Raw genomic sequence first — 22,896 nt, 5'->3', positions numbered from 1 at the left:
ACTTTCTACAAAAAAAGGATATTTTCATTTACACAAAATTCTTGACGCTACCGTAAAGCAGAATTGAATTTAAAATAGAAAAGGCTTTTATAATATTACCTGCTATATAAATTACGATTAAAGCAATAAATTAGTATTCCTTGTTAGTTAGGTGGTGTATTAATGAAAGATTTAAGGGACGCTGCTGTCATAGCTATGGCTTTCATTATCATCAAGTTAGTTTTCAGACTGATTCCACCCTCGGAGAGATTCTTTAGCCTTTTTGAAAATGGTGTGTGGGTTGGACTAGGAATTATTTTCACTGCTTACCTTATTTTATTCGTTATTGTTTTCCTAATACTGGTAGTAAAAAGAAGGCGTATGGAAAAAGGATAATAGTTGATAAGATCACTGGAAGGTTATTTGTAATAATTTCAGAGTTGAAGGAATTTACTTATATCGTTTGATCTATGTGTATAAGATTGATGCAATCTAGATAAGAAAATATCCCCTTGGAGGTTATATAATGTTGAACAAACAAACGGTAGTAAAACAACTTGAGCAAGTAGGATTGGGCCAATATGGACATGCCATTGCAAACTGGGCTTATCCTACAGCGCAACTTTTTCTTGAACCTGTATCTGACATTATGATTCCTATTGGAGGAAGCAAGGTAGGAGGTAATCCTGATCTTCCTGATAATATGGAATGGCCATTATGGAAAGATTATGATATGACTTTTATTGCTCAAATTAATTTGGCGGATTGCCCAGTAAATATGTCTCTTCCTAAGAGTGGGTTGCTGTCTTTTTTCTATGCTGTAAAAGCTATGTATGAGGACGATGATTTTTATAATGATCCTCACACTTGTCGAGTGATCTACATTGACTCAGAAGGTCTCTCAAACATTTCACGAAGAACTATTCCTAATCATTTAACTGATTCAGAAATAATGAAGCCGAACAAGATTTTATATGAGGAGGGTATATCTGTACCAACTGCTGAGTCAGCTTATTTGAAAAGTTTGGGGTTAGGCTGGAATGGTAACAGAGATCATTTTGATAAGTATTGGAAATCATTTTTACCGCATTGGTCAAAGGAAGGGTACGTTAACAGACTTATGGGTCATCCTGATCAAATTCAAGGAGATATGCAAGTCGGCTGTGAAATAGCCGTTGGTCCGTACGACTGGGATGATCTGAATAATTCGGATATTCATGAGAAGGTTGTTAATTCCGCATTAAAGTGGCGTTTACTCCTACAAATTGATTCTGAAGAAGAAAAAACCGGGATGATGTGGGGAGATGTTGGAAGGATTTATTTTTGGATTCATGAGGATGATCTTACTGATTTATGCTTTGAGAGAGTAGTGTGTCAAATGCAGTGTGGCTAGCAAATAACCGCCGGATAACATATACAGAGTAACATTCGAAAAATCTTATTGGGGGAATTTAGTTTCTAATCCAGAGGGATGGTTATTTATGGATATTATTTTAAAATCTAATAGAATTCGTGCTCATATTAACGTTGGCAAAAATAAAATAGCATATTCTATTTTAATCTCTTTCATATTGGGATTATCGTTAGGTCTCGTTGCTAAAATACTTGATTCACCTATCATTCCTAACGAGATTTCGATTCTAGGACTCATCGGAAGCAACTGGGGATTGTGGATATTTATTTCAACTTTGATCGCTGTATATTCTTACACGCCCAAATTAGCCGCAATACGTGTTTTTATATTCCTTATTTCAATGCTGCTTTCATACTACACATATACAATATTGTTTCTTCATCTTTTTCCATTAAAATATATGTTTTTTTGGTGTATCCTTGCATTACTATCAATGATTCCAGCCTATATAATATGGTTTTCCCATGTTAATCATTTAATTTCTAATTTTGTTATAGCTTTACCGATTTCAGTTATTGCATTTGAAGGATATAAAATCTATCTTTCTACGGTAGACTATTATGAGCATTTCAAGCAATATGAAAATATTCTTATAAGTAAGGGTAACTATTTTTATATGCTAGGTACGGAAATATCATATACTCTAATGATCATTATTATTTTACTAGTTGTTCCTAAAAGAAAGAAGCAATGTTTATATATTATTCCGTTTTCTGTAGTTGTATTTTCTGCATTAGTCGCAATCATGCAAATGCTCTAATTATTAAAAAACTATAATGCATACGATCAAAAAAATCCTTTAACATACAATAAGGAGTGCTTGATATCGTGAATCTTAAATCCTGTTCTAAAGGAGTAGTGTTATCTATTCTGGTAGTTTGTCTAATGTTCGGAACTAGTATTATACCTGTTTTTGCGGAGTCGTCTGAAAGTTCGTCGAAAGATGATACAGCTAATAGTGGCAGTTATTCAGGAACTGAATTTCAGGCTACATACCGATTAAAAAAGAAAAATAGGGCAAAAGTAAACTTTTGGATTAAAAATACTGGGGATGTAAGTGTAAGAATCACAATTAATGGAGATCAGAAAAAAACTCTCGCACCAGGTAAAAGTGGCCACATTAGTGCTCCAGTTGGTTTCTTAAATAGTAAATATAAATTTAAAGCTGTACCAACGCCTAATGGCGGTAAAATTAGCATAGACTATCGTATTGCTCAGAGAGATTAAATTTGATGTTTAAAATATTTTGGTTTTATAAGAAATACTCCTTAATCAAACAAGACAGAGTACGAATTAATCATTGGCTAGATGAGCGTGTGCTTTGATATCTTTTTATTAAGCTAATAGGCAGGTGAAAAATTAAAATTATACTTACTACAATCGTAATAATGGTATGTTTATTCTCTATTTGGTACTTCATTCCTAAACATTCCATAAAGACGATAAATGGTGTTTATTATCAAGTAGGAACGGAAGGAATAATCGAGAGTGTAAAATTACATTTGGATGGAGAATGGCGAAATCACATTAATGGAAAAAGAACTTATAAAGGTGCAATTGAAATTGAAGGGAATAAGGTCCCGCAAATTCCTGAAGATAGAACAAAATTAGTGTTGCATTATGATGGACACAATTTCACAACTATTTTCTCTGGTTTTCGAATAATAGATGAAACAGGTAGAGCAGAGCCTGATATTTTCACTTACGGTTGGGTATACACGGATGATAAATTCTCTGATTTTACAATTAAAGTAATCAATGGTGCTGACCAGTGGTCTCCGTCAAACGGATATATGATCACAGCACCAGCCAAAGACAGACAGGAAGCAACGATAAGGTCTCAAAAGTTAATCAAAAATTTTGAAAGTTGGATTGATTGAACTAAAAGTTTGGGAGAGAGGTGAAGTACTGAATGAAAATCAATAAGTTCTTCCCCCTTATGCTACTCATTGCACTTGCTTTAGGTTTCATACTTGGTAGGTATTTGATGTTGTATGGTGAAAATGAGAAGTGGACTCCAGATAAAATTAATCTGTACTATAATCAGAAACAGAGTCAGATGACAAAGTTAGAACGGCCGCAAGCATATGGTCTGATCCAATCATTAATTGTGTTTGAAAAAGGAGATATGATGTCAGGAGCGAAAAATGGAATGGTGCTGCTTATATTCAAACAACGGATTTAACTTATTTGTATTTGGTATCAAGACCGAATTTAGATTTTATACTTCGGCATTGGATTGAACTATAGAAACAACAATGACGTAAAAAAGTCAAAATGGTTTATTATGGAAGTGCAAACGATAATTTTCTATGGAATGGATGGAGGATGAAGATCCCTTTAGCGGGGAACGAATGTATCTTTCAAATATGTAAGTTGATTGTAAGTTTGAGTAATGGCACGTTCACGCGGAGTTTTCTATAATATCACATTAGAAGATCAAGAGAATTAGAGGGGGGTAAAATGGGAGACATCGATATTATTTTCGTACTCAAAATGATTATTATAGGGCTAGTTCAAGGATTTACGGAACCGATCCCTGTATCTTCTAGTGGTCATGTAATGATTGCTAGTAAAATTTTAGGATTGGGTGAACAAGGCTTTACCTTTGCTATATTAACAAATACAGCTTCGCTGCTTGCTATTCTTTATTTTTATAGAGAAGATATCGTAAGACTTGCTCTTAATTCCATCCTTTTTTTGAAAACGAGAAACGAACGCTATAAAAGTGACTTTCGCTTTGGATGTTTTATAATCATTGGTACGATTCCAGCAGGAGTTTTAGGATTTTTGTTAAATGATTATATAACAGAGAATGTTAATATGGCTACGATTGCGATAATGCTTTTTGTCACTGGTGGGGCGCTATGGTTGGTTCGTAATATGAAGGGGAATAAAGGTGAAGGTGATATCACGATCAAGGATGCATTCCTTGTTGGTTTGGGACAGGCGGCTGCCTTAACACCAGGAATTAGCCGTTCAGGTGCAACGATTATTTCAGCAATTGCTGTTGGTATGAAACAAGATACTGCACTTCGCTTTTCCTTTATGTTATATATACCAGTCAGCATTGGGGGTGTAATATTAGGCTTAACCGACTTTTTAGATGAACCGAATAAAATAGATTTAGCCATCCCGTATTTAGCTGCATTTATTACAACACTGTTTATGACCTTCTTTGCATTGAAATGGTTTATGGGAATTATGAAAAGTGGGAAATTGATTTATTTTACATATTATTGTTTCTTTGTTGGGGTGTTGCTTCTGGTGTTTTTCGGGAACGATAGGTATTAACATTAAGAAGACAGTCGATCCATACGATCGGCTGTTTTGTATTGCGTTCAAGACGTGTGGCATTATCATCTCCATGTTTACCCTAGATATGTGAATGATCAACTATATCTGTCAAAGGGTAACTGAATCTGATCCAGATGAACGTTCTATCTATGCTGATAAGTTGCGTTCTTGGATACAGAAAAACATATAAGATCTAGGAAGCGCGAAGTGAAGCAGGTAAGTTTAAGAATGGATCTTTTTGAAAATACCATAGGCGAAAACTATCTACGAGAAGGTTAGAGACATATGTGTGCCCCCCCTTTATATGGTGGAATTGTATAGTCCTTTGGGGATTTGTCGTCAAAGAAATGTGGAACGTGGAGATTGTAATTTCAATGAAAAAGGCAGCCAATCATTGCGATCGGCTGTCTTTTTATTAAACAACGGGGCAGAATTGTCCCAAATTATATTGGTTCTTCAGGATTCTATTTTAAGAATTGCAGTACCTCTGCAAACACTGTTTTTTTCTCTCGTTCGATGGTAATATTATGACCGCAATTACGTAAACTCACTTTCTTAATCTCTTTAGACGCAACACCTTGTTCTATTATGGGGATGCTCTTTTCATGTACAGCGTTATCTTGAATAGAGTGTATAATTAACAAAGGTTGATCAACTTTATGTAATGATTTCTTTGTGGTTTTCTGTAATCTATTCAACTCATGAATGCTGCTTAAAGGTATTTTACTATAGCCTAATAAATATTTACTTTCCTCTTCTGGTCTTACCTCTGGCGGCCATTCGGTATACTTCAGGAAATATTTTGCGATCCCTACATACCTTGCAGCCCTGTCTTTTGTGACTAAAGCGGGAGCAAGAGTTACGATTTTTTGTACACTATAGTTCTCAGCAAGGTGAAGAGCTAATACACCTCCCATAGAATGTCCAATAACATATATTTGACTACAGGTTTTTGCTAGCTGTGCGTAACCCTCCTGGACCGAATGGATCCAATCTGTATATTTGGTTTTCTCCAAATCCTCAACAGTAGTTCCATGTCCAGAAAGTCTTGCGCCAAGCACGGTATATCCCTCTTTGTGCAAATGCTCACCAAGCTCTCGAAGCTCTGCAGGGGTGGAGGTAAAACCATGAATTAAAAGACAACCCGTATCATTTCCTGAAAAGAAATAACTCTGCCTAAAATCTAAGTTTTTCATTATGATAAGTCCCTCACTAACATGTAAAATCGGTTTTCTCGGATTTGTTAATTGAACTTGCCCAAAGAATAATTACCGCAATAGCAATCCAAAGACCGGATAAAGGAAAGAATACTTTATAGCCTATGGAGTCTAGTAATACACCCATCAGTAGTCCTGAAATAAATTGAGAGATGGATACAAAGAAATTGAAGATACCCATAAATTCACCTAGTCGATCTGGAGGAACAACTTCGGCTAGTATGGCATATGAAGTCACTTGAATGGCGATAAATCCAATGCCTATGAGACACATCACTGCATATAGACCTGTTGCACCCGTAACAAATATTCCAGCCGCAATCGCAATTACAAAAATGACAGCTCCGAAAAGCATCACTGTTTTTCGTTCGATCTTATCAGATAGAACACCTAAAGGATAAGCGAATATAGCGCCGGTTATCGTTAATAACAAAAGGGAGAAGCTTGCGGTATCCGCAGATAGATTCAGGTTATTTACGCAATATTTTACAAAGTAAGGTGTGATACTTCCATAACCAAGATAGATAAAAAAGATGGCAGTAAATAACTTCATGGCTGAAGGATACTTGTAGAAATCAAATGCTAATTTTGCGGGCTTAGCAGCCGCTCTAACTGTCTTTTTTTCTTTGATTAAAGCTAAGGTGATTATGACAGTTAGGATGCCGAGAACTGCACTTACAAAAAAGGGGAGACTATGGTTTTTATTGAGGGAGCTCGTGCTGTCCCATAGGAGAGGACCCATGATAAAGATAAAAGCGCCGCCTAGAACACTAACTACTTTAGAGAATCCATTAGCAAGTCCGAGCTGGCTTTCTTCAACGGTCTCCGGAATTAAAGAGTAATAGGGACCTTGATAGAAATTTAAACTAAAATAAAAAATGAAGGCGATTGCAAACAAAGACCCATAACTGGGTGCAAAAGGGAGGAAACACATAGATATCGTCGTAACGATGGTTCCCATAAGCATAAATGGTTTGCGTTTGCCCATTTTAAAATTGGATCGATCACTTAGTACGCCAGATATGTATTGAACAAATATTCCAGTAAAAGAACCCATCGTAATTAACAGGCCAGTCTTCGTGTTACTAACATTGAAAGTCGCTACAAGCATTGGTATTAATGTCAGATTCATAGCCCATAACAAACCTACACCTAAGTTGGGAAGACCAATTATATAAGGCAAGGATTTTTTGCTCATTGCTGCACCCCTTTTTTATAGTGAAGTGAATCCATTCCCATAATACCTTTAACTTTTTATTTACTTAGATATTGTATTGCCATTTCAATAATGAGTTTGACTTGTACTTCTCCTTCGACATCTTGATCGCTGTTTAGTATGGTGTTTCTTGAGATTAATTTCTGGCACAAGCTTAGTAGTGTATGAGTAATGCTCATATAAAAAATGTGGTTATCAACTTGCTGTATGATACTTCCATCTTGTTTACCTTTTTGAAGAGCATCCAGCATAAGCGGTTTCAAATTTAAAATTGCACTTTCATACAATTCCAATTTATCTGGTGATATCTTTTCTTTTGTAATATAGTGGTCGAACTCTTCGATAAATCTCATGAAATCTTTATGATGTTTATAAAGCTTTAGGAAAACTTCTAATAATGTTTCGACACTTCTTATTCCGTTCAGTGATTTATAGCTCTCCGTACTGAAATCCTTATAAAAGGTATCAATAACGTCTTCCCAGATTTTGATGGCTGCTTCAATAACTAGCTCGGGTTTTGTTGAAAAATATCGATAGATCGAGGCAACGCCAATGTCGGCTTGATCTGCGATATCCGTCATCTTAGAGTTCTCGATACCATGTTTTTTAAAGATCTCGATGGAAGCTAGAATCACCTCTTCTTTTCGCTTTTCTATTCGTTTTATTTTTGTCTCCACTATGTCCTCCCGTTATTTTGATGTATTTGATAGACTGACTATCAATTTGTGATTATTATAGCACCTTAACATGAACTAGCAATACTAAAATTTGAATAACTTCAAACGGTTGGGTATCAATTTCATTAGTTTTGTTTTCTGCCTTTACTCATTCATACTGAAACCGTTCCTTTACATCAGTAATAAACTTTTATTGAAATAAATTTATTTTGCTAAATTCTCGTCATTTTTCCCTTAATTCGAAGTAAATAAAAATACATGAATTAGAGCCTATTTTCATTATTCTGCTACCTCAATAAATGCTTGCTATGTAGCTAAATTCTCTCTGTTTAAAGTTCGTCTAATACAACTTTTAGATGGCATAAAAGAACATAAAAAATTCAGTTATTATCCACTATTTAAACCTAGTTAAAACAATCAGTTATCATCAAAAAGATTCCTAATGAGTTTGACATTTCCAAAATATCCCTTTATTATGGACACACGCTTAGTTTTCAGAAAGCACTTTCTGGAGAGCGGGGGAACCAGTTATTAGGGGCGAGTCACATAAATCAATGTGTAGGGTACCATCTTACCCGAGTCCGTCAGCTAACCTCGTCAGCAGTGGATGGGTCCTTTAATACATACATAATAAATTCACATAACAAAGGCCCTTTACTCATTAATCATAGGGGCCTTTGTCTTTGTTTGTTGACCCCCTGCTGGCGGAGCTATGTCTTATTCCCCTGTGTGGAGGTCTTTTTCCGTTTGCTGAAGTCCAAGTGCGGTTTACATGGGTGCTTATTTTGACAAGTAAAGAGGTGCTTGAGTTGGAGGGGAGGCACTGGGCACACCTGCATTCAGTTTTCTGTTTCAAGTAAGCAGATTAAGACTTTCTCAAGGATTAAAACCAAGTAAAAATGTAAGTTTACTTGGTGTATTGGTTGTGTCATTTTTTTGAATACAAAAACGGAGAAAGGTTGTGGAATGAGTTGAGAAAAGTTTTTGTGCTAGTAATGTCATTGATCTTCGTAATATCTCTTGCGGCATGTAGTAAAAGTGGCAGTACACTGGATGAGGCGATCGAGAAAGGTTATATCACAGTAGGATTTGCAAATGAAAAGCCATACGCATACAAAGAGGCTGATGGAAAACTAACAGGAGAAGCTGTTGAAATAGCACGTGTAATCCTAGAGCGGCTAGGCGTGAAGGAGATGAGAGGTGAGCTAACAGAGTTTGGTTCATTAGTAGCCGGCTTGCAAGCTAAAAGATTCGATCTTATTACAGCGGGAATGTTTATTAATCCAAATCGCTGTTCTGCCGTCTTATTCGCGAACCCGGAGTATAGCATTGGAGAAGCACTTGCAGTTAAGCAGGGGAATCCGCTAGATCTTGTAAGTTATGAAGGTATCGCGAGTAATGGAGATGCAAAAGTTGCTGTCATGACAGGTGCCGTGGAGATTGAGTATTTAGAAAAGTCTGGTATCCCTTCCGAGCGTATTATTCAAGTTCCCGACCAAGCTTCAGCGATTAGCGCACTCCAAGCTGACCGTGTGCAGGCCATAACGATGACGGGACCATCACTTCAGGCGATGCTCGAATCGGCCAATGATAATAAAATTGAACGTGTTGCTGACTTCACCCAACCTACAGTGGATGGTGAGAGTGTTCGCGGATATGGGGCGACAGCTTTTCGTCAAGCAGACACCGAATTTCAAGAGGCATATAATGCAGAGCTTCAAAAAATGAAAGACTCAGGCGAGCTGCTCGAAATATTGCAAAAGTTTGGATTCACAGAGGATGAGCTTCCAGGCGATATGACAGCTGCTGCGCTTTGCGGAGAATAACATGCCGAATTCATGGATTGATTTTCTTCCTTCGTTATTAAAAGGGGCGGAAATCACGGTCTTGGTTGCTTTTTTCTCATCCATATTAGCAATCATTGTGTCCTTTATTGCCGGTTTACTTAGGTTATCAAAACTCTGGATTGTACGTACCTTTGCTGCGATTTATGTGGAGATTTTTCGCGGAACCTCCTTACTGGTTCAATTATTCTGGTTATACTTCGCTCTCCCCTTTATCGGTATTGAGCTTCCGAAGATGTTAGCTGCTATTCTTGCCATAGGACTTAACTTCGGGGCATACGGATCAGAAATTGTTCGAAGCGCAGTGCTTGCAGTACCAAAAGGTCAGACTGAGGCTGCTATAGCACTAAATATGAAACCCTGGAAAAGGTTAACATATGTTATTCTTCCTCAAGCTTCGCTACAAATGCTGCCGTCTTTCGGGAACCAGATGGTGGAATTGATTAAATCAACATCGCTCGTCTATTTCATTACGATGGCGGATCTCACATATCAGGCGATGGTGCTTCGTAATAACTACATCTCTTTTACAACGGAGATTTTAGTGCTGCTTCTGCTGATGTATTTTGTTATCGCTACCCTAGTTTCTATCGCTGTTCAGTTACTTGAACGGAAATTGACAACGGGGAGGTTATAACATATGTGGGATTGGAATTATGTATTTGATATTTTGCCTCAGTTGATCGGGGCATTAAAAATGACGGTGTTGATCACGATTTATGCCTTCGTATTGGCATTATTCGTTGGTTTACTTCTCGCATTTATGACACGAAGTCGATTAAAACCCCTATCGTTAGTGACAAAAGGAGTTATACAGTTTATACGTAATACACCTTTACTTGTTCAAGTGTTCTTTCTTTATTACAGTCTGCCGCTACTTGTGGGTATTTCCATTCCGGCCTTCTATACTGGCGTCATAGCCCTCGGACTTCATTACAGCACATACCTCTCAGAGGTATATCGTTCTGGCATCGAGGCTGTTCCAAAGGGTCAATGGGAAGCAGCAAAAGCACTGAATTATACGAAATCTCAAACCTGGAAGAAAATAATTTTACCGCAAGCGATTCCACCAATTATACCTGTACTTGGGAATTATCTAATCATTATGTTTAAAGAGACACCCATTCTATGCGCAATTACGTTGGTTGAGCTTATGCTCACAGCCAAGAATATCGTATCTTTATCTTTCCGAGCTTTTGAACCGTATACGTTAGTTGGTGTATTGTTCTTCATTATTAGTTATATCGCTTCGTTACTCGTGCAACAGCTGGAGAAGCGCATGAAACTACAAAGAGAAAGATAAGGAGGGAAATATATGAACACGGTATTTGAACGTGATGAAACGGAAGTTTCTGCACAAGGAAAGTTGAATCAAATCATACCGGACACATCTCCTATTGTGAAATACACAGGTGTGACGAAGTCATTTGGAAATGTAGAAGTTCTTAAAGGTATTGATTTGGAGATGCAGCCGGGAGAAAAGGTTGCTGTTATTGGTCCCAGCGGCTCAGGTAAAACAACCATGGGACGTATGCTGATGACACTTGAAGAACCGACCAGTGGAACGATTGAAGTAGATGGTGAGCTTCTATGGCATATGGAGCATAAGGGCGGGATCGTTCGCGCAAACGAAAAGCATCTGCACCGGATGCGATGTAATGTCGGGATGGTGTTCCAGCATTTCAATCTGTTTCCTCATATGAATGTGATGCGTAATGTGACAGAGGCTCCACGTAAAGTACTTGGCTTAAGCAAAGAAGAGGCAGAGGAACGTGCAGTTACGATGCTTACTAAGGTTGGACTAGAAGATAAGCTGAAGGTGTATCCGTCTAAGTTATCCGGTGGGCAAAAACAACGTGTTGCTATTGCGAGAGCACTTGTAATGCGACCCAAAGTTATGGTGTTTGATGAGGTAACTTCAGCCCTTGATCCTGAGCTCGTGGGTGAGGTGTTAGAGGTAATCCGCGAAATCGCTGAAGAAGGAGAGATGGCGATGATGTTGATTACACACGAGATGGAATTTGCCAAAGAAATCGCAGACCGAGTGATTTTCGGTGCAGATGGATTAATCGTGGAACAGGGAACACCGGAAGAGATATTTGAGAACCCACAAAGTGACCGATTACAGAGCTTTTTGCAGCGTTTTCGTTCTTCAGGAAATTAACATGAATTCAAATTAGAAATAGAAGGAGGGAATAATTTAAGATGGCAGTCAACACGGAAACCGAGATTATATACCGTAAACCGATAGCACAAGACGGAGCCGGCATATGGGAACTCATTCGAGATACAGGAACGCTCGATCTAAACTCACCCTACTGTTACATGCTGCTTGGAGATTATTTCAATGATACTTGTCTGATTGCCGAACATGAGGGAGCCATCATCGGATTTATCTCAGCATTTCTTTCACCACGAAATCAAGATCGGCTGTTTGTATGGCAGGTCGCAGTAGCTGGGACGCACCGGAGGCAAGGGATAGCAAAGACCATGCTGACGAATCTTTTGAAACAAAAAGGGTGCCAAAGCGTGCGTTTTATTGAAGCAACCATTTCACCTTCGAATATGGCATCTAACAGGTTATTCCTGAGCTTTGCTGAGGAGAGATCCATTCCGAGTATTGTTACAGTGGGGTATAGTGCAGATATGTTTCCAGATCGAACAAATCATGAGGATGAGCCACTGTTTGTTATCGGACCAATCATTAATCAAATGTGAATCAATGGAGGGGTATTATGAACAATCAACTTTTAGAATTTCCACAACTTACTGTGTTTAACGATCTTGAATCTGAAGTTAGAAGTTATTGCAGGAGCTTTCAGACGGTTTTTGAGAAAGCAAAAAATGCGCAGTTGTGGGATCGAAACGGAAATAAATATATTGATTTCTTTGCAGGTGCAGGGGCTTTGAACTACGGCCACAATAACGAGAAGATTCGTGGAAAGCTGATTGACTATATGATGCAAGATGGTATTACACATAGTCTTGATATGGCAACAAATGCGAAAGAAACATTTCTAACTCAATTTCAGGAGGTGATCCTGAAGCCGCGTGGCTGGAATCATAAGGTGATGTTCCCAGGACCAACGGGGACGAATGCTGTAGAAGCTGCGCTGAAAATAGCAAGAAAGGTAACAGGGCGTTCCACTATTCTTTCGTTTACCAATGCGTTTCACGGCATGACGCTTGGATCGCTTGCTGTGACAGGAAACTCCTTCAAACGGGAAGGAGCGGGTATAGCTCTTACTCACTCTGTATTTATGCCCTATGACGGCTACTATGGAGAGGATGTAGATACACTCGCCTATATCAAGAAACTGCTTGATGATCCTGGAAGCGGTGTGCCTATTCCAGCAGCTGTCATTGTAGAAGCTCTGCAAGGCGAGGGAGGTCTGAATTCTGCGAGCCGAGAGTGGTTGAAGGGTCTTGAGGAGCTTTGTAAGGAAAGAGATATTTTGCTCATTCTTGATGATGTTCAGATGGGCTGTGGTAGAACAGGACCGTTCTTCAGCTTTGATGATGCTGGTATTGAGCCGGATATTATATGTCTCTCGAAATCTATTGGTGGCTTTGGGCTTCCGATGGCGATTACATTATTGAAACCAGAAATCGATGTGTGGGAACCAGGCGAGCATAATGGAACTTTCCGAGGTAATAATTTAGGGTTTATTGCTGCTACCGAAGCACTTAATTATTGGAAGACGAAAGAATTCCAGCTTGATGTAGAGATTAGAGCGAAGATTATTCACAGCGTTCTGGAGGATATTCCATCGAGATATCCGGAGTTTCGTGGTGAAACTCGAGGCAGAGGTTTAATACAGGGTTTTGCATTTGAAAGACAGGAACTTGCTGGAAGACTCTCTGAAATCGCTTTCGATCACGGGCTGATTATGGAAACATCAGGTCCACATAGTGAAGTAGTGAAGATCATGCCACCACTGACTATTGAAATCGAGACACTAGAAGATGGATTGAAAATACTGGAACGTAGTCTAAAACAACTATCTGCAGAGGAGAGATAAATCATGATTGTTAAACATTTAGAAGAGATAATTCATACGAAGGATGACATCGACACCGCGACATGGAACTCGAGAAGATTGCTCCTAACCAAAGATGAGATGGGTTTCTCCTTGAATGACACACTTATTAAAGCGGGCACTGAAACACTAATCTGGTACAAAAACCATGTTGAAGCTGTGTATTGTATTGAAGGAGAAGGTGAGATCGAAATTGTCGGCGGAAAAACATATCAAATATCTCCGGGAATGATGTATGCCCTTGATGGACATGAAAAGCATTATTTGAGGGCTCGGTCTCAAATGCGAATGATCTGTGTGTTTAATCCGCCACTAACAGGTGCGGAAGTTCATGATGAAGAAGGAACGTACCCGCTACTTTCCCAAATTTCGAAGTAAAGGAGAGATCGTGATGAGTAAAAATCATATATCCACACTGCAAGAAAAAGAGATAGACGTCTATCCTTCAAGAATCCATGCAGAGCCTCGAATTTTGAAGAGACAGGACCCCGTTGTTCACTCTGAATGGAATACGAGTTCACCCGTAACGAAAGAACAATCCGATTTCTATGATCATCATGGATACTTGTTTCTAGAAGGTTTTTTAAATCAGGAAGAACTAAACTACTATCAGAAGGAAGCACGAGATTTGCAGGTTACAGCCAGGGAATCGGAGAGCGAACAGATCATTCGGGAACCTGAAGGCAGCGAAGTGCGATCTGTTTTTGCTATACATGAGACTAGGCCCGTATTTCAGAAGCTATCTCAGGACCCAAAACTACTTAATATCGTGGAATATTTGCTTGGAAGCAAGACGTATATCCATCAATCGCGTATTAATTATAAGCCGGGTTTTACGGGCAAAGAATTTTACTGGCATTCAGATTTTGAAACATGGCATGTGGAGGACGGTATGCCTCGAATGCGAGCATTAAGCTGTTCTATTGCACTCGAAGATAACTTTCATTTCAATGGTCCTCTTATGGTTGTCCCTGGATCACATAAAGAGTTCGTGGCTTGTGTAGGTAAGACACCAGACAATCATTTCAAAGATTCCTTGCGTAAGCAAGAATATGGAGTCCCTGACCATGATAACCTGACTCGTATGGTAAAGCAAGGCGGAATTGATACACCTGTCGGTAGGGCAGGTTCGATCGTAATATTCGATTGCAACATTATGCATGGTTCGAATAGCAATATTACGCCAATGCCTCGTAGCAACATTTTTATGGTATATAACAGTATTGAGAACAAGTTAGTTCAGCCATATTCTGGTCAACAGGCAAGACCAAGCTATATCGCTAACCGTGAAACTAAATAATATACAATATTCTTGATCATCGCTTAAAGTAATCGTTGTTTTCAAAAAACTAAAAAAGCTGAGAGCCTTTATGAAATAGGCTTTCAGCTTTTTATGATTACAGTTTCACATGAAGTGCTTCAAGTCCGCGGAACAAAATTTGATTTCGCCATATTGGCTTAGGCCCGGAGAACCTAAGAGCAGGGCACTGTTTCAACAATACCTGAAAAGCTGTGATTGCTTCGAGTCTTGCCAGTGGAGCACCAATACAGAAATGGGGTCCAGCGGCGAACGAGAGATGCCGATTTTTCTTTCGCGCAATATCGAAATGATTCGGATCTCTAAAAACGGCAGGATCTCGGTTAGCTGCACCTAGGGATACGAATACTTCTTGTCCCCGTCTAATTAGCGTATCGCCAAGCAGAATGTCTTCACCAGCTGTTCGATTGGTAAACTGGACAGGACTTTCATACCTTAACATTTCTTCTACCGCAGATGGAATCAGCTCTGGTTGATTGTGCAAAAGTTTGTAAGATTCAGGGTGTTCGATCAAGAGTGTCATTCCGTTACCGATCAGATTGACCGTTGTTTCATGACCAGCCACGAGAAGTAAAATACAGTTATTGATGAGTTCCTCTTCGGACAACAAGTGCTCTTTATTTTCCACATGAATGAGTTCGCTTATGATATCTTCTTTTGGATTTCGCTCGCGCGCTCTTACCTGTTGACGGAAATAGTCTCGAATTTCTGCCGCAGCAAGATCGCCTTCATCAAGCTGTTCTTCAGATAAGAAGGTAACGTCAAGGAGTCTTGCTAAAGAATTGGACCATCTTTTGAAAATATTTCGATCTTCCTGCGGAACACCCAGCATATCTGCAATGACCATTACGGGAAGAGGAAAAGCAAAATCATGAATGACCTCGGGATTCGTTTCTTTCAGCATATCTGCTGCCAAGTTTTCAGCTATAGATCGAATTCGAGGTTTGCTCTGTTCCAGTGTCTTTGGAGTAAATGCGTAAGCAACGTGACTCCGAAGCCGGGTATGGGTCGGAGGATCACGGAATAACATCCAGTCTTGCACCAGCTCATTTATATTTCGCCACCTAGAATCCATAACCGCCGGTTCTGTTTCAAGCCTGCTTCGCTCCCGAATAAAAGCAGGACTTTTTAAAATGAACTGGACATGTTCATGTTTTGAGATAATCCAAGTGTTTCGCTCTTTCATATAATAAGCCGGATGATCTTGAAGCATTTTCGTGTAAAAAGGGTACGGATCTTGATGGATTAATGGGTCATAGGCATTGAAAAAAGCGGTAATCTCCTGTTCAGTGAGATCTTGACTGGAATTTTTCGAGCGTTATTTCCTCCCAGAAATGGTTTTATGATGCTGTTTGCTGCGAGATGATCGGTATAGTAAATAAAGTAATAAGCATACAATGAGGACAACAACAAGAATCGTTCCATAATGCTCAATCATCGTACCAATTTCTATAATCTGATCTTTCACGATAATCCCTAATAGAAAGTAGACCAGTGTCCATAAAAAAGCAGAAGGGTAGGCGTATAGAGCAAATTTTCGATAAGACATCTTGTTCATTCCTGCAACGTACATCGTTATATGCCGAAGAAAAGGTAAACACAGACTCATCCCAATGGCATAACCACCGTATTTATCGAACCATTTCTCCGAGATTGTAAAATAATGCTCGGTTTTGGGTGACTTCTGCATATTTCGGAATAATCTTGTTTTGATAAAAAAACGACCTACCACATAACTGAAGGTCATGGCTGAGCAGATTCCAAGGCTTACGGCAAGATAAGCGAAAGGGTAGTAGAGAATTCCTGCAGCCGATAATGTACCCGCCGTCATGAGAACAACCTCATTAGGAATGGGAAGACCGATCAGTCCCAAACACAGTACTAAAAACAAAGCAATGTATCCAAAATGATCAATAAATTCTAGTAAAAAATCATAAACCATCGTAATTAAACATCCTATCCGCCCATATTGCAATATACAACAAGGCTATGAAATAATATGCGCCTTTACTCGATCCATAGATGTTGTCTTTGTTCGAACAGATCGTTCACTGGACTTGCATGTATAATCCCATAAACTGCCTCGATACTCTTCTTTCAAGATTTCTGTTTTCTCAAAATCACCGGGTGTAACGAGATGGGCCGGTTTACGTACCGGCAGAGCTCCTCCGTGTCCTAGAACAGTAGAGACAAATTGGGAGCAAAAATAAGCATTCTCCCTGCGGAGTTCAACGTTGAGCATAACCCCAATCAGGCCAAGAAGATGATATTTATATGTATGCTGTCTCTTCATCATGTCCCGAACGAGATGGTGCATCTGATTATATTGTTCAGAGGTCACAGTTAAAGTGTATATAGCGCAGTGAGATGAATGAAAAAAGGGGGAGCTGTAATCTTCCCGGACAAGTCCTGCCAGGAAAGGATTCGCTGCATTTTTACGTCCAAAACTATATACCTCTTTTAGCTCTCGGTCAAATGCAATGGATGCATGATTGAGTGACGCTTTCGTATAAAATTGTATCAGTTTCGATAAATACGTACCTGTTGAAGTCAGAACGATATATACAACTCTATTCGCTGACATGTTTCTTTTCCCCTCCAAAAACAACGTTACCTTATTCTAGCTTGCTAACTAACTAAATAAAACATGCTAGGGTAGTAATCTACATCTTGACTATAGTCTATATGAAACCTGGTCTTAGGACTAGGAAGGTAACAAGATTGTGTTTTTATTCCAAATTCTGTAATCATTATCGCTTTGAGTCTTACTACCATGTATACGTGAATGTTAACAATCATATGCTGGGCAGGAATTTACATTTTTCAGCAAAAGGAGGGTATCTTTTCATCAATCCATAATAATTACTTTATTGAAATATTACTAGTACTATTTTCTTATCAAAAAATGCGCCTCCCGTGATTGACTTATGTCAACAACGGAAGACGCAGCTACTGAACCGGTGAATGATGTGGAATTCATCTATAATAATGAACAGGATTCCTTTAGTTAAACGTTTAGTAAAATACAGGTGTTATTTGCTTTCCTGATACTTAGCTAGATATTCTTTTACTTTTGCGGGATCGGCTACGAGCTCATTCCCCGTTTTAACGATGGGACTAACCGTGGATACTGCTTTGAATTTATTATTATTGTAGAATGACAAAATTTCATCTTGATTAATGGAGTATAGCACGGCTTTTCTTAAATCTTCGCTTTCAGCGACACCTCGGCCTTTTGTATTAAACAATAAATAGCTGACTCCATTGCTTTCAAGGGTCTGTAATTGGAGTTTACTGTCTTGTTTAACCAAATCATATTTGGTTTCAGGAACACCGTAGTACATATGAATTTCTCCGCTGCGCAGGGCAGATAAAGCATTGTCAGCATCTTTAATGAATTTTACTTTAATCTCAGAAATCTTCGGTTCATTTTCTGTACCCGTCATATAACCAGGGTTTTTATAAAATACAGCTTCATAATCATTTTTGGAAGACAAAATGTAAGGACCGCTTGCATACAGCGTATTGTTGTAAGAACTTCCTTCCGTTACTGTATTTTGATCTCCGTAAGGGATATCTTTATTCACGTCAAAGTTTGCTACATCATACGTATTAATGCTCTCTACCTGTTTTTTAGACACGATTCCAGCAGACTGGTGAGCCAAATAGTTGAGTACTTGCGGGAAAGGTTCGGTTGTTGTGACTTTCACAACTTGATATTTACCTGATTTATGATCTGCTTGTGTCTTGTCACTAACGAGCTGTGTAATTCCTTGATCTAAATCTTGATTCAGCACATCAATAATGGGATTTCCCGAACCCGCTTGTTTGATGGATTCGAGTGAGCTGAGATCCGTAACGATTTCTGCATCTTTAATATGTTCATGCAAGGAGTAGGTACGGTGATCTGGTACCGAATTTTGATCTTTAGCGCGGTTTAGAGAGAAGATGACATCCTCAGCACCAACACGTTCACCGGAATCTTCCGCTTTTTTATTCGTAATTTTCGCAAAGTTTATGTCGTCACGCAGAACAAAGTAATAGTCTGAATTGCCATCTGCAATAGTATGATTCAATGAAAGAGATCCATCAGAAGTAATCTGGTCATCATCCGTTAGATTAACAAGACGAACATACATATTGGTATTGATCGCGTTGATCGATCCATCATTCCCTTTAATCGGATCGAGTGAAGTTAGAGTCGAAGCTGCCTGCGTCAGAAGAAGCGGTTCCGTCGTATTTTTGGAAGCATCGTTAAACTCTATAGATTCCCATACCTGGGAGCGAGATTTAGACAAGCGAATTGTATCTGGATTCAGCTCATCTTTGTTAAATCCTTGGCTTTTTAGAGAAATATAAAGCGGAGCGATATAAGCTTTATCAAAAACAAGATAGTCTTCAAGCTTTTTATACGTTTCTGTATACTCTTCAGGAGTTTCAGTCGCAGCCTGGTCGATGAGTTTGTCGACCTCAGGATCAGCTAGTTTACTGTAATCACCGCCCGTTTTGAAAAGAGAACGGACCGCATAGTCCGGGTTACCCGTTACAGTAGTCCAGCCTGAGAGAGAAATATCATAGTTGCCAGCATCTTCTTGTGCTTTAAAACTGCCGTAATCCGGCTGGAGATTCAGTTTTACATTAAAACCGTTTTTAATAAGTTGATCTCGAATAATATTTACATCAGATTCGTTACTGCTCATGGCTAACAGTTCAATATCGACAGGCTCAAGATCAGTGGCAGTCGTATTCTCAGCAGGTTCACTTTCTCCTGCAACATCAGATTTCGTATTCACATTGCAGCCGGATATAACCAGGATGAGGACAAGCAATAGGGGTAAAAGTGCTTTTTTCAAGTAAAACCCTCCTTAAGTTTGTTGTTATCAAGTTGTATTTTGTGAATTAATCAATCTTTGGATCGAGTGCATCTCGAAGTCCATCACCTAAAAAGTTAAAAGATAATACAAGTGCGACAATTGCAAGACCTGGGTAGATTGCCAGGTAGGAATGCGATTCCAGATAAGTGCTGCCGACTTTGAGGATATTCCCCCATTCAGGAATATGCGGTTCAACGCCAAGCCCCAAATAACTCAGACTGCTGGTCGCAATAACGGCTCCGCCAATAGTTAAGGTTGATTTGACAATCATCGGTGCAAAGGAATTCGGTACGATATGTCTGAAAATAATGGATAGATTACTTGATCCAAAAGCCCGAGCCGCATCAACGTATTCATAATTGGAAACCATGAGGACATTTGCTCGCATCGTTCTCGCATAAGTAGGAATAGAGCCAACACTGAGTGCAAGAATAAGATTCGTTGTATTTGCGCCAAATGCTGCAATGATCGCAATCGCAAGCAGGATACCTGGGATGGCATACAGCACATCCAGCAGTCGCATGATGATGTTGTCGGTGTAGCGCCCATAGTAACCGGCAAAAGCCCCGAGTATTCCGCCTATAATAACCGGAATTATGGTAGAGATAAATCCAACGACGAGGGAGATCCTTGCTCCAAATACAATACGAGAAAATAGATCACGCCCAAAATGATCTGTACCCAGCGGGTAAGCAAGATTCGGCGTCTGAAGGATCGCACTGTAGTTATTTTGAACTGCCATATCGTAGTCAAACGTAAAGTAGCTGGATACGGATATGGCGAACATGAATACGATGAAAAAAAGTCCGAACATGGAACTGTAATTGCGTGTGATTTTGTTCCAGATCCGTTCCCAGTTCCCAGACCCTGGTTTCAGGGTTTGCCTTATTTTGAAGATCAAGTCAAGACCAAGTAATAAAGCAAACAGGTTTCCTGTAATACTTGTCAGCATCAGCGGAATCGCTATGTAGATCATCCATTTAGGAGCCTGACGGCGGTCTACATACATAGCCACAAGGACTAAGGTGATTAAATAAAACAAGGTAATGCCGACTAAAACAAACATAGATGGTAAAAAGGTATCCGTCACATAAGGTTTAAACAAGTTTAGTGAGGATACAGCGATGACACAAATCTGGGTTACAAGTAAGTAGATCGCGAGTGTATACTCGTTTGTTGTTCTCTTTTTAATAAAATGTAAGCCAAAAATCGCAGTAAAGAGATTACCGGTGACGATCGACAACACTTGCACATAACCGAGCCGTCTTGTCGCAGATCTAATCTCGCCATAATTCAGTACATCCCGCCGAATAAACCAAGTAATCAGAACTTGAATCAACGTAAACAGCGCATAGACGGTAAATACAGCGAATAGAGCAGGCTTAGTGGTTCGGTTTGCAAAATCATAACTGCTTCCAAGGAAAACCAAAGTTGTCAATAAAGAGACAACCCATATAAATTGAGACTGCATATACTCGGGTGACCATTTTAATCGCTGACTCTTTTCGATTCTAGGAGTCTTTTGTTCAGTAAGAGTAGACATGTCAGCACCTGCTTTAATATTGTTTCATCTTGGACCTGATTCGAGGATCGAAAAAGGCATACAAGATGTCGATGAAAACATTGACAATGGAGATGGTAATCGCCGTATATACAACACCGCCCAGTATACCGGGAATATCGGGAATAAACTGTTTATCAACAATGTAACTTCCAATCCCGCTAATGTTGAATACCTTCTCTGTTACCGCTGCTCCTCCGAGCATCCCGCCGAATTGAAGTCCAATCACCGTAATAATAGGAATAATGGCGTTGCCTACTGCGTGTCTCCACAGGACAACTCGCTGGCTGAGACCTTTTGCTTTGGCTGTAATAATATAATCTTCGTGAATGACTTCGAGGGTAGATGATCTCGTCATCCGCGCTACAGCAGCCGTAAGTCCTGTACCGAGTACAACGACCGGCATAATAATGGAAGCCGCATTTTCTGGACTATAGGTGGCGGGCAGCCAGCCCAGTTTAATAGAAAAGTTCAGAATAAAAATGAGCCCTTGCCAGAAGTTCGGAATGGATAGTCCGAGCAGTGCGATAAACATAAACGTATAATCAAAAAATGAATTTGGTTTTGTTGCCGAGATGATACCGACAGGTATTGCAATAAGTACAGAAAAGAAGAGTGAGATAAGCGTAAGTGTCAATGTAACCGGAAACTTACGTGCAATGCTTGCGGCAACATCTTCATTCCCTGTATAGGAAGTTCCGAGATCAAATAGAGCAATCCCTTTCATGTTGTTCCACAGCTGGCTAAGATAGCCTTGATCCAGTCCATAAATATGGTTGAAGTTTGCGACCTGCTCTTTTGTTGCCCCTTCCCCAAGAATGTTCACTGCGGGATCAAAAGGTGACATGTAAAGAAGAGTGAAGACAATAACGACAACACCCATAATAACGAAGATCGTCATTACGAAACGTTCCATGACATATTTGGTATACGGATTACTGTAAAGCAGAATCACCATATACATCAGAATGCCGGGAAGAAAAGATAAGATAAGAAACAGCGGGTTATGTACTAGTGTTTGAAAAGTTTGATCGTAGGAAGGTTTCTCAAGTCCTCGTTCCTGAAGGCGGAGTCGTATAAGTTCTTCCTGTTTCTCTAGACGCGCATCGTTCGCCCACTTCTCTGCTGTTTCTTGAATTTGTTTAGCAGAACCTGATTGATCGAAAAAGGCATGTTTACGTTCTAATTGTAAAGTGTACCGCTCTACTAACTCATTATAGAAATTGGCTTCACTCAATTCTTGTTGCACTTGTGTGCTGACTTCTGTGGAAATAGATCGATTACGATGTATTAAATAGTAAAACAAAACAAACAAATGAACCGGAAATCCAACAACAAAGAGAAAGAACGAATAGGCAGGACGAACCCTTATCTTCTTGTACGTTTCACTAATGATGCCTGATAAACGGAAAAGCTCTGTTGAAGGATCTGGTTGTTTTTTTCTCGCAATCTCCACGGT

Annotated in this window: 24 protein-coding genes and 1 riboswitch; of the genes, 15 read left to right on the top strand and 9 right to left on the bottom strand. The window is 39.4% G+C overall.

The features are described from left to right. The first annotated feature begins 162 nt into the window (after positions 1 to 162). The 7 genes from GQY27_RS14105 (at position 163) to GQY27_RS14075 (ending at position 4,687) form a co-directional block, all read left to right on the top strand. Positions 163 to 375, top strand: coding sequence for a hypothetical protein (locus tag GQY27_RS14105; RefSeq protein ID WP_160035445.1), 213 nt, complete (start codon positions 163 to 165; stop codon positions 373 to 375). A gap of 130 nt (positions 376 to 505) precedes the next feature. Further along, positions 506 to 1,372 (top strand): YwqG family protein, encoded by an 867-nt coding sequence (locus tag GQY27_RS14100; RefSeq protein ID WP_236570603.1) that lies wholly within the window; start codon positions 506 to 508, stop codon positions 1,370 to 1,372. Positions 1,373 to 1,460: 88 nt separating this feature from the next. Continuing rightward, positions 1,461 to 2,153, top strand: coding sequence for a hypothetical protein (locus GQY27_RS14095; RefSeq protein WP_160035443.1), 693 nt, complete (start codon positions 1,461 to 1,463; stop codon positions 2,151 to 2,153). Between the two features lie 68 nt (positions 2,154 to 2,221). Beyond that, a complete protein-coding gene (locus tag GQY27_RS14090; RefSeq protein WP_160035441.1) occupies positions 2,222 to 2,620 on the top strand; it encodes a hypothetical protein in 399 nt (132 codons plus the stop codon). A gap of 275 nt (positions 2,621 to 2,895) precedes the next feature. Beyond that, a complete protein-coding gene (locus GQY27_RS14085; RefSeq protein WP_160035439.1) occupies positions 2,896 to 3,273 on the top strand; it encodes a hypothetical protein in 378 nt (125 codons plus the stop codon). Between the two features lie 32 nt (positions 3,274 to 3,305). Further along, the gene (locus GQY27_RS14080) at positions 3,306 to 3,578 is read left to right on the top strand and encodes a hypothetical protein (RefSeq protein ID WP_160035437.1); all 273 of its coding nucleotides are present in this window, start codon (positions 3,306 to 3,308) and stop codon (positions 3,576 to 3,578) included. A 278-nt stretch (positions 3,579 to 3,856) separates the two neighbouring features. Continuing rightward, complete coding sequence (locus GQY27_RS14075) at positions 3,857 to 4,687, top strand: undecaprenyl-diphosphate phosphatase (RefSeq protein ID WP_160035435.1); 831 nt, start codon at positions 3,857 to 3,859, stop codon at positions 4,685 to 4,687. Positions 4,688 to 5,154: 467 nt separating this feature from the next. On the opposite strand, the gene GQY27_RS14070 is transcribed toward GQY27_RS14075, so the two are convergent. From GQY27_RS14070 to GQY27_RS14060, 3 genes are read right to left on the bottom strand one after another with little or no spacing between them, the layout of a single operon-like run. Beyond that, complete coding sequence (locus tag GQY27_RS14070; RefSeq protein ID WP_160035433.1) at positions 5,155 to 5,886, bottom strand: alpha/beta hydrolase; 732 nt, start codon at positions 5,884 to 5,886, stop codon at positions 5,155 to 5,157. Positions 5,887 to 5,902: 16 nt separating this feature from the next. Then, a complete protein-coding gene (locus GQY27_RS14065) occupies positions 5,903 to 7,105 on the bottom strand; it encodes an MFS transporter (protein ID WP_160035431.1) in 1,203 nt (400 codons plus the stop codon). 56 nt (positions 7,106 to 7,161) lie between these two features. After that, positions 7,162 to 7,800 (bottom strand): TetR/AcrR family transcriptional regulator, encoded by a 639-nt coding sequence (locus tag GQY27_RS14060; RefSeq protein ID WP_160035429.1) that lies wholly within the window; start codon positions 7,798 to 7,800, stop codon positions 7,162 to 7,164. 474 nt (positions 7,801 to 8,274) lie between these two features. Beyond that, positions 8,275 to 8,418: riboswitch (cyclic di-AMP (ydaO/yuaA leader) on the top strand. 353 nt (positions 8,419 to 8,771) lie between these two features. Here GQY27_RS14060 and ehuB point away from each other — a divergent pair. The 8 genes from ehuB to thpD are packed head-to-tail and all read left to right on the top strand — an operon-like array spanning position 8,772 to position 14,984. After that, positions 8,772 to 9,626, top strand: coding sequence for an ectoine/hydroxyectoine ABC transporter substrate-binding protein EhuB (gene ehuB / locus GQY27_RS14055; RefSeq protein ID WP_442950910.1), 855 nt, complete (start codon positions 8,772 to 8,774; stop codon positions 9,624 to 9,626). Between the two features lies 1 nt (position 9,627). Continuing rightward, positions 9,628 to 10,281 (top strand): ectoine/hydroxyectoine ABC transporter permease subunit EhuC, encoded by a 654-nt coding sequence (ehuC, locus tag GQY27_RS14050; protein ID WP_160035427.1) that lies wholly within the window; start codon positions 9,628 to 9,630, stop codon positions 10,279 to 10,281. 3 nt (positions 10,282 to 10,284) lie between these two features. Continuing rightward, positions 10,285 to 10,947, top strand: coding sequence for an ectoine/hydroxyectoine ABC transporter permease subunit EhuD (gene ehuD, locus GQY27_RS14045; protein WP_160035425.1), 663 nt, complete (start codon positions 10,285 to 10,287; stop codon positions 10,945 to 10,947). A gap of 12 nt (positions 10,948 to 10,959) precedes the next feature. Beyond that, a complete protein-coding gene (ehuA, locus tag GQY27_RS14040) occupies positions 10,960 to 11,808 on the top strand; it encodes an ectoine/hydroxyectoine ABC transporter ATP-binding protein EhuA (RefSeq protein WP_328803002.1) in 849 nt (282 codons plus the stop codon). A gap of 41 nt (positions 11,809 to 11,849) precedes the next feature. Continuing rightward, positions 11,850 to 12,362: a diaminobutyrate acetyltransferase gene (ectA, locus tag GQY27_RS14035; protein WP_160035423.1), complete on the top strand. Its 513-nt coding sequence runs from the start codon at positions 11,850 to 11,852 to the stop codon at positions 12,360 to 12,362. 17 nt (positions 12,363 to 12,379) lie between these two features. Next, the gene (ectB, locus tag GQY27_RS14030; RefSeq protein ID WP_160035421.1) at positions 12,380 to 13,666 is read left to right on the top strand and encodes a diaminobutyrate--2-oxoglutarate transaminase; all 1,287 of its coding nucleotides are present in this window, start codon (positions 12,380 to 12,382) and stop codon (positions 13,664 to 13,666) included. A 3-nt stretch (positions 13,667 to 13,669) separates the two neighbouring features. Then, positions 13,670 to 14,062 carry an ectoine synthase gene (locus GQY27_RS14025; RefSeq protein ID WP_160035419.1) on the top strand — a complete coding sequence of 131 codons (393 nt, stop codon included), beginning with the start codon at positions 13,670 to 13,672 and terminating at the stop codon, positions 14,060 to 14,062. Positions 14,063 to 14,075: 13 nt separating this feature from the next. After that, positions 14,076 to 14,984, top strand: coding sequence for an ectoine hydroxylase (thpD, locus tag GQY27_RS14020; RefSeq protein WP_160035417.1), 909 nt, complete (start codon positions 14,076 to 14,078; stop codon positions 14,982 to 14,984). Between the two features lie 97 nt (positions 14,985 to 15,081). Here the strand turns inward: thpD and GQY27_RS14015 are convergent, their stop codons facing one another. The 6 genes from GQY27_RS14015 to GQY27_RS13990 form a co-directional block, all read right to left on the bottom strand. Next, positions 15,082 to 16,215, bottom strand: coding sequence for a cytochrome P450 (locus GQY27_RS14015; protein WP_268893031.1), 1,134 nt, complete (start codon positions 16,213 to 16,215; stop codon positions 15,082 to 15,084). A gap of 105 nt (positions 16,216 to 16,320) precedes the next feature. Next, positions 16,321 to 16,944 (bottom strand): DedA family protein, encoded by a 624-nt coding sequence (locus GQY27_RS14010; RefSeq protein ID WP_160035413.1) that lies wholly within the window; start codon positions 16,942 to 16,944, stop codon positions 16,321 to 16,323. Positions 16,945 to 16,989: 45 nt separating this feature from the next. Continuing rightward, positions 16,990 to 17,586, bottom strand: coding sequence for a hypothetical protein (locus GQY27_RS14005; protein WP_160035411.1), 597 nt, complete (start codon positions 17,584 to 17,586; stop codon positions 16,990 to 16,992). Between the two features lie 448 nt (positions 17,587 to 18,034). After that, positions 18,035 to 19,855, bottom strand: coding sequence for an ABC transporter substrate-binding protein (locus GQY27_RS14000; protein ID WP_160035409.1), 1,821 nt, complete (start codon positions 19,853 to 19,855; stop codon positions 18,035 to 18,037). A 46-nt stretch (positions 19,856 to 19,901) separates the two neighbouring features. Further along, positions 19,902 to 21,419, bottom strand: coding sequence for an ABC transporter permease (locus tag GQY27_RS13995; RefSeq protein WP_160035407.1), 1,518 nt, complete (start codon positions 21,417 to 21,419; stop codon positions 19,902 to 19,904). A gap of 13 nt (positions 21,420 to 21,432) precedes the next feature. Further along, positions 21,433 to 22,887 (bottom strand): ABC transporter permease, encoded by a 1,455-nt coding sequence (locus GQY27_RS13990; RefSeq protein WP_236570605.1) that lies wholly within the window; start codon positions 22,885 to 22,887, stop codon positions 21,433 to 21,435. Between the last annotated feature and the right edge of the window lie 9 nt (positions 22,888 to 22,896).

The sequence above is a fragment of the Paenibacillus sp. An7 genome, from assembly GCF_009870785.1.
Lineage (GTDB): Bacteria > Bacillota > Bacilli > Paenibacillales > Paenibacillaceae > Paenibacillus.
The sequence above is the reverse complement of the archived record's forward strand: the minus strand, read 5'-3'. Positions and strand labels throughout refer to the sequence as shown.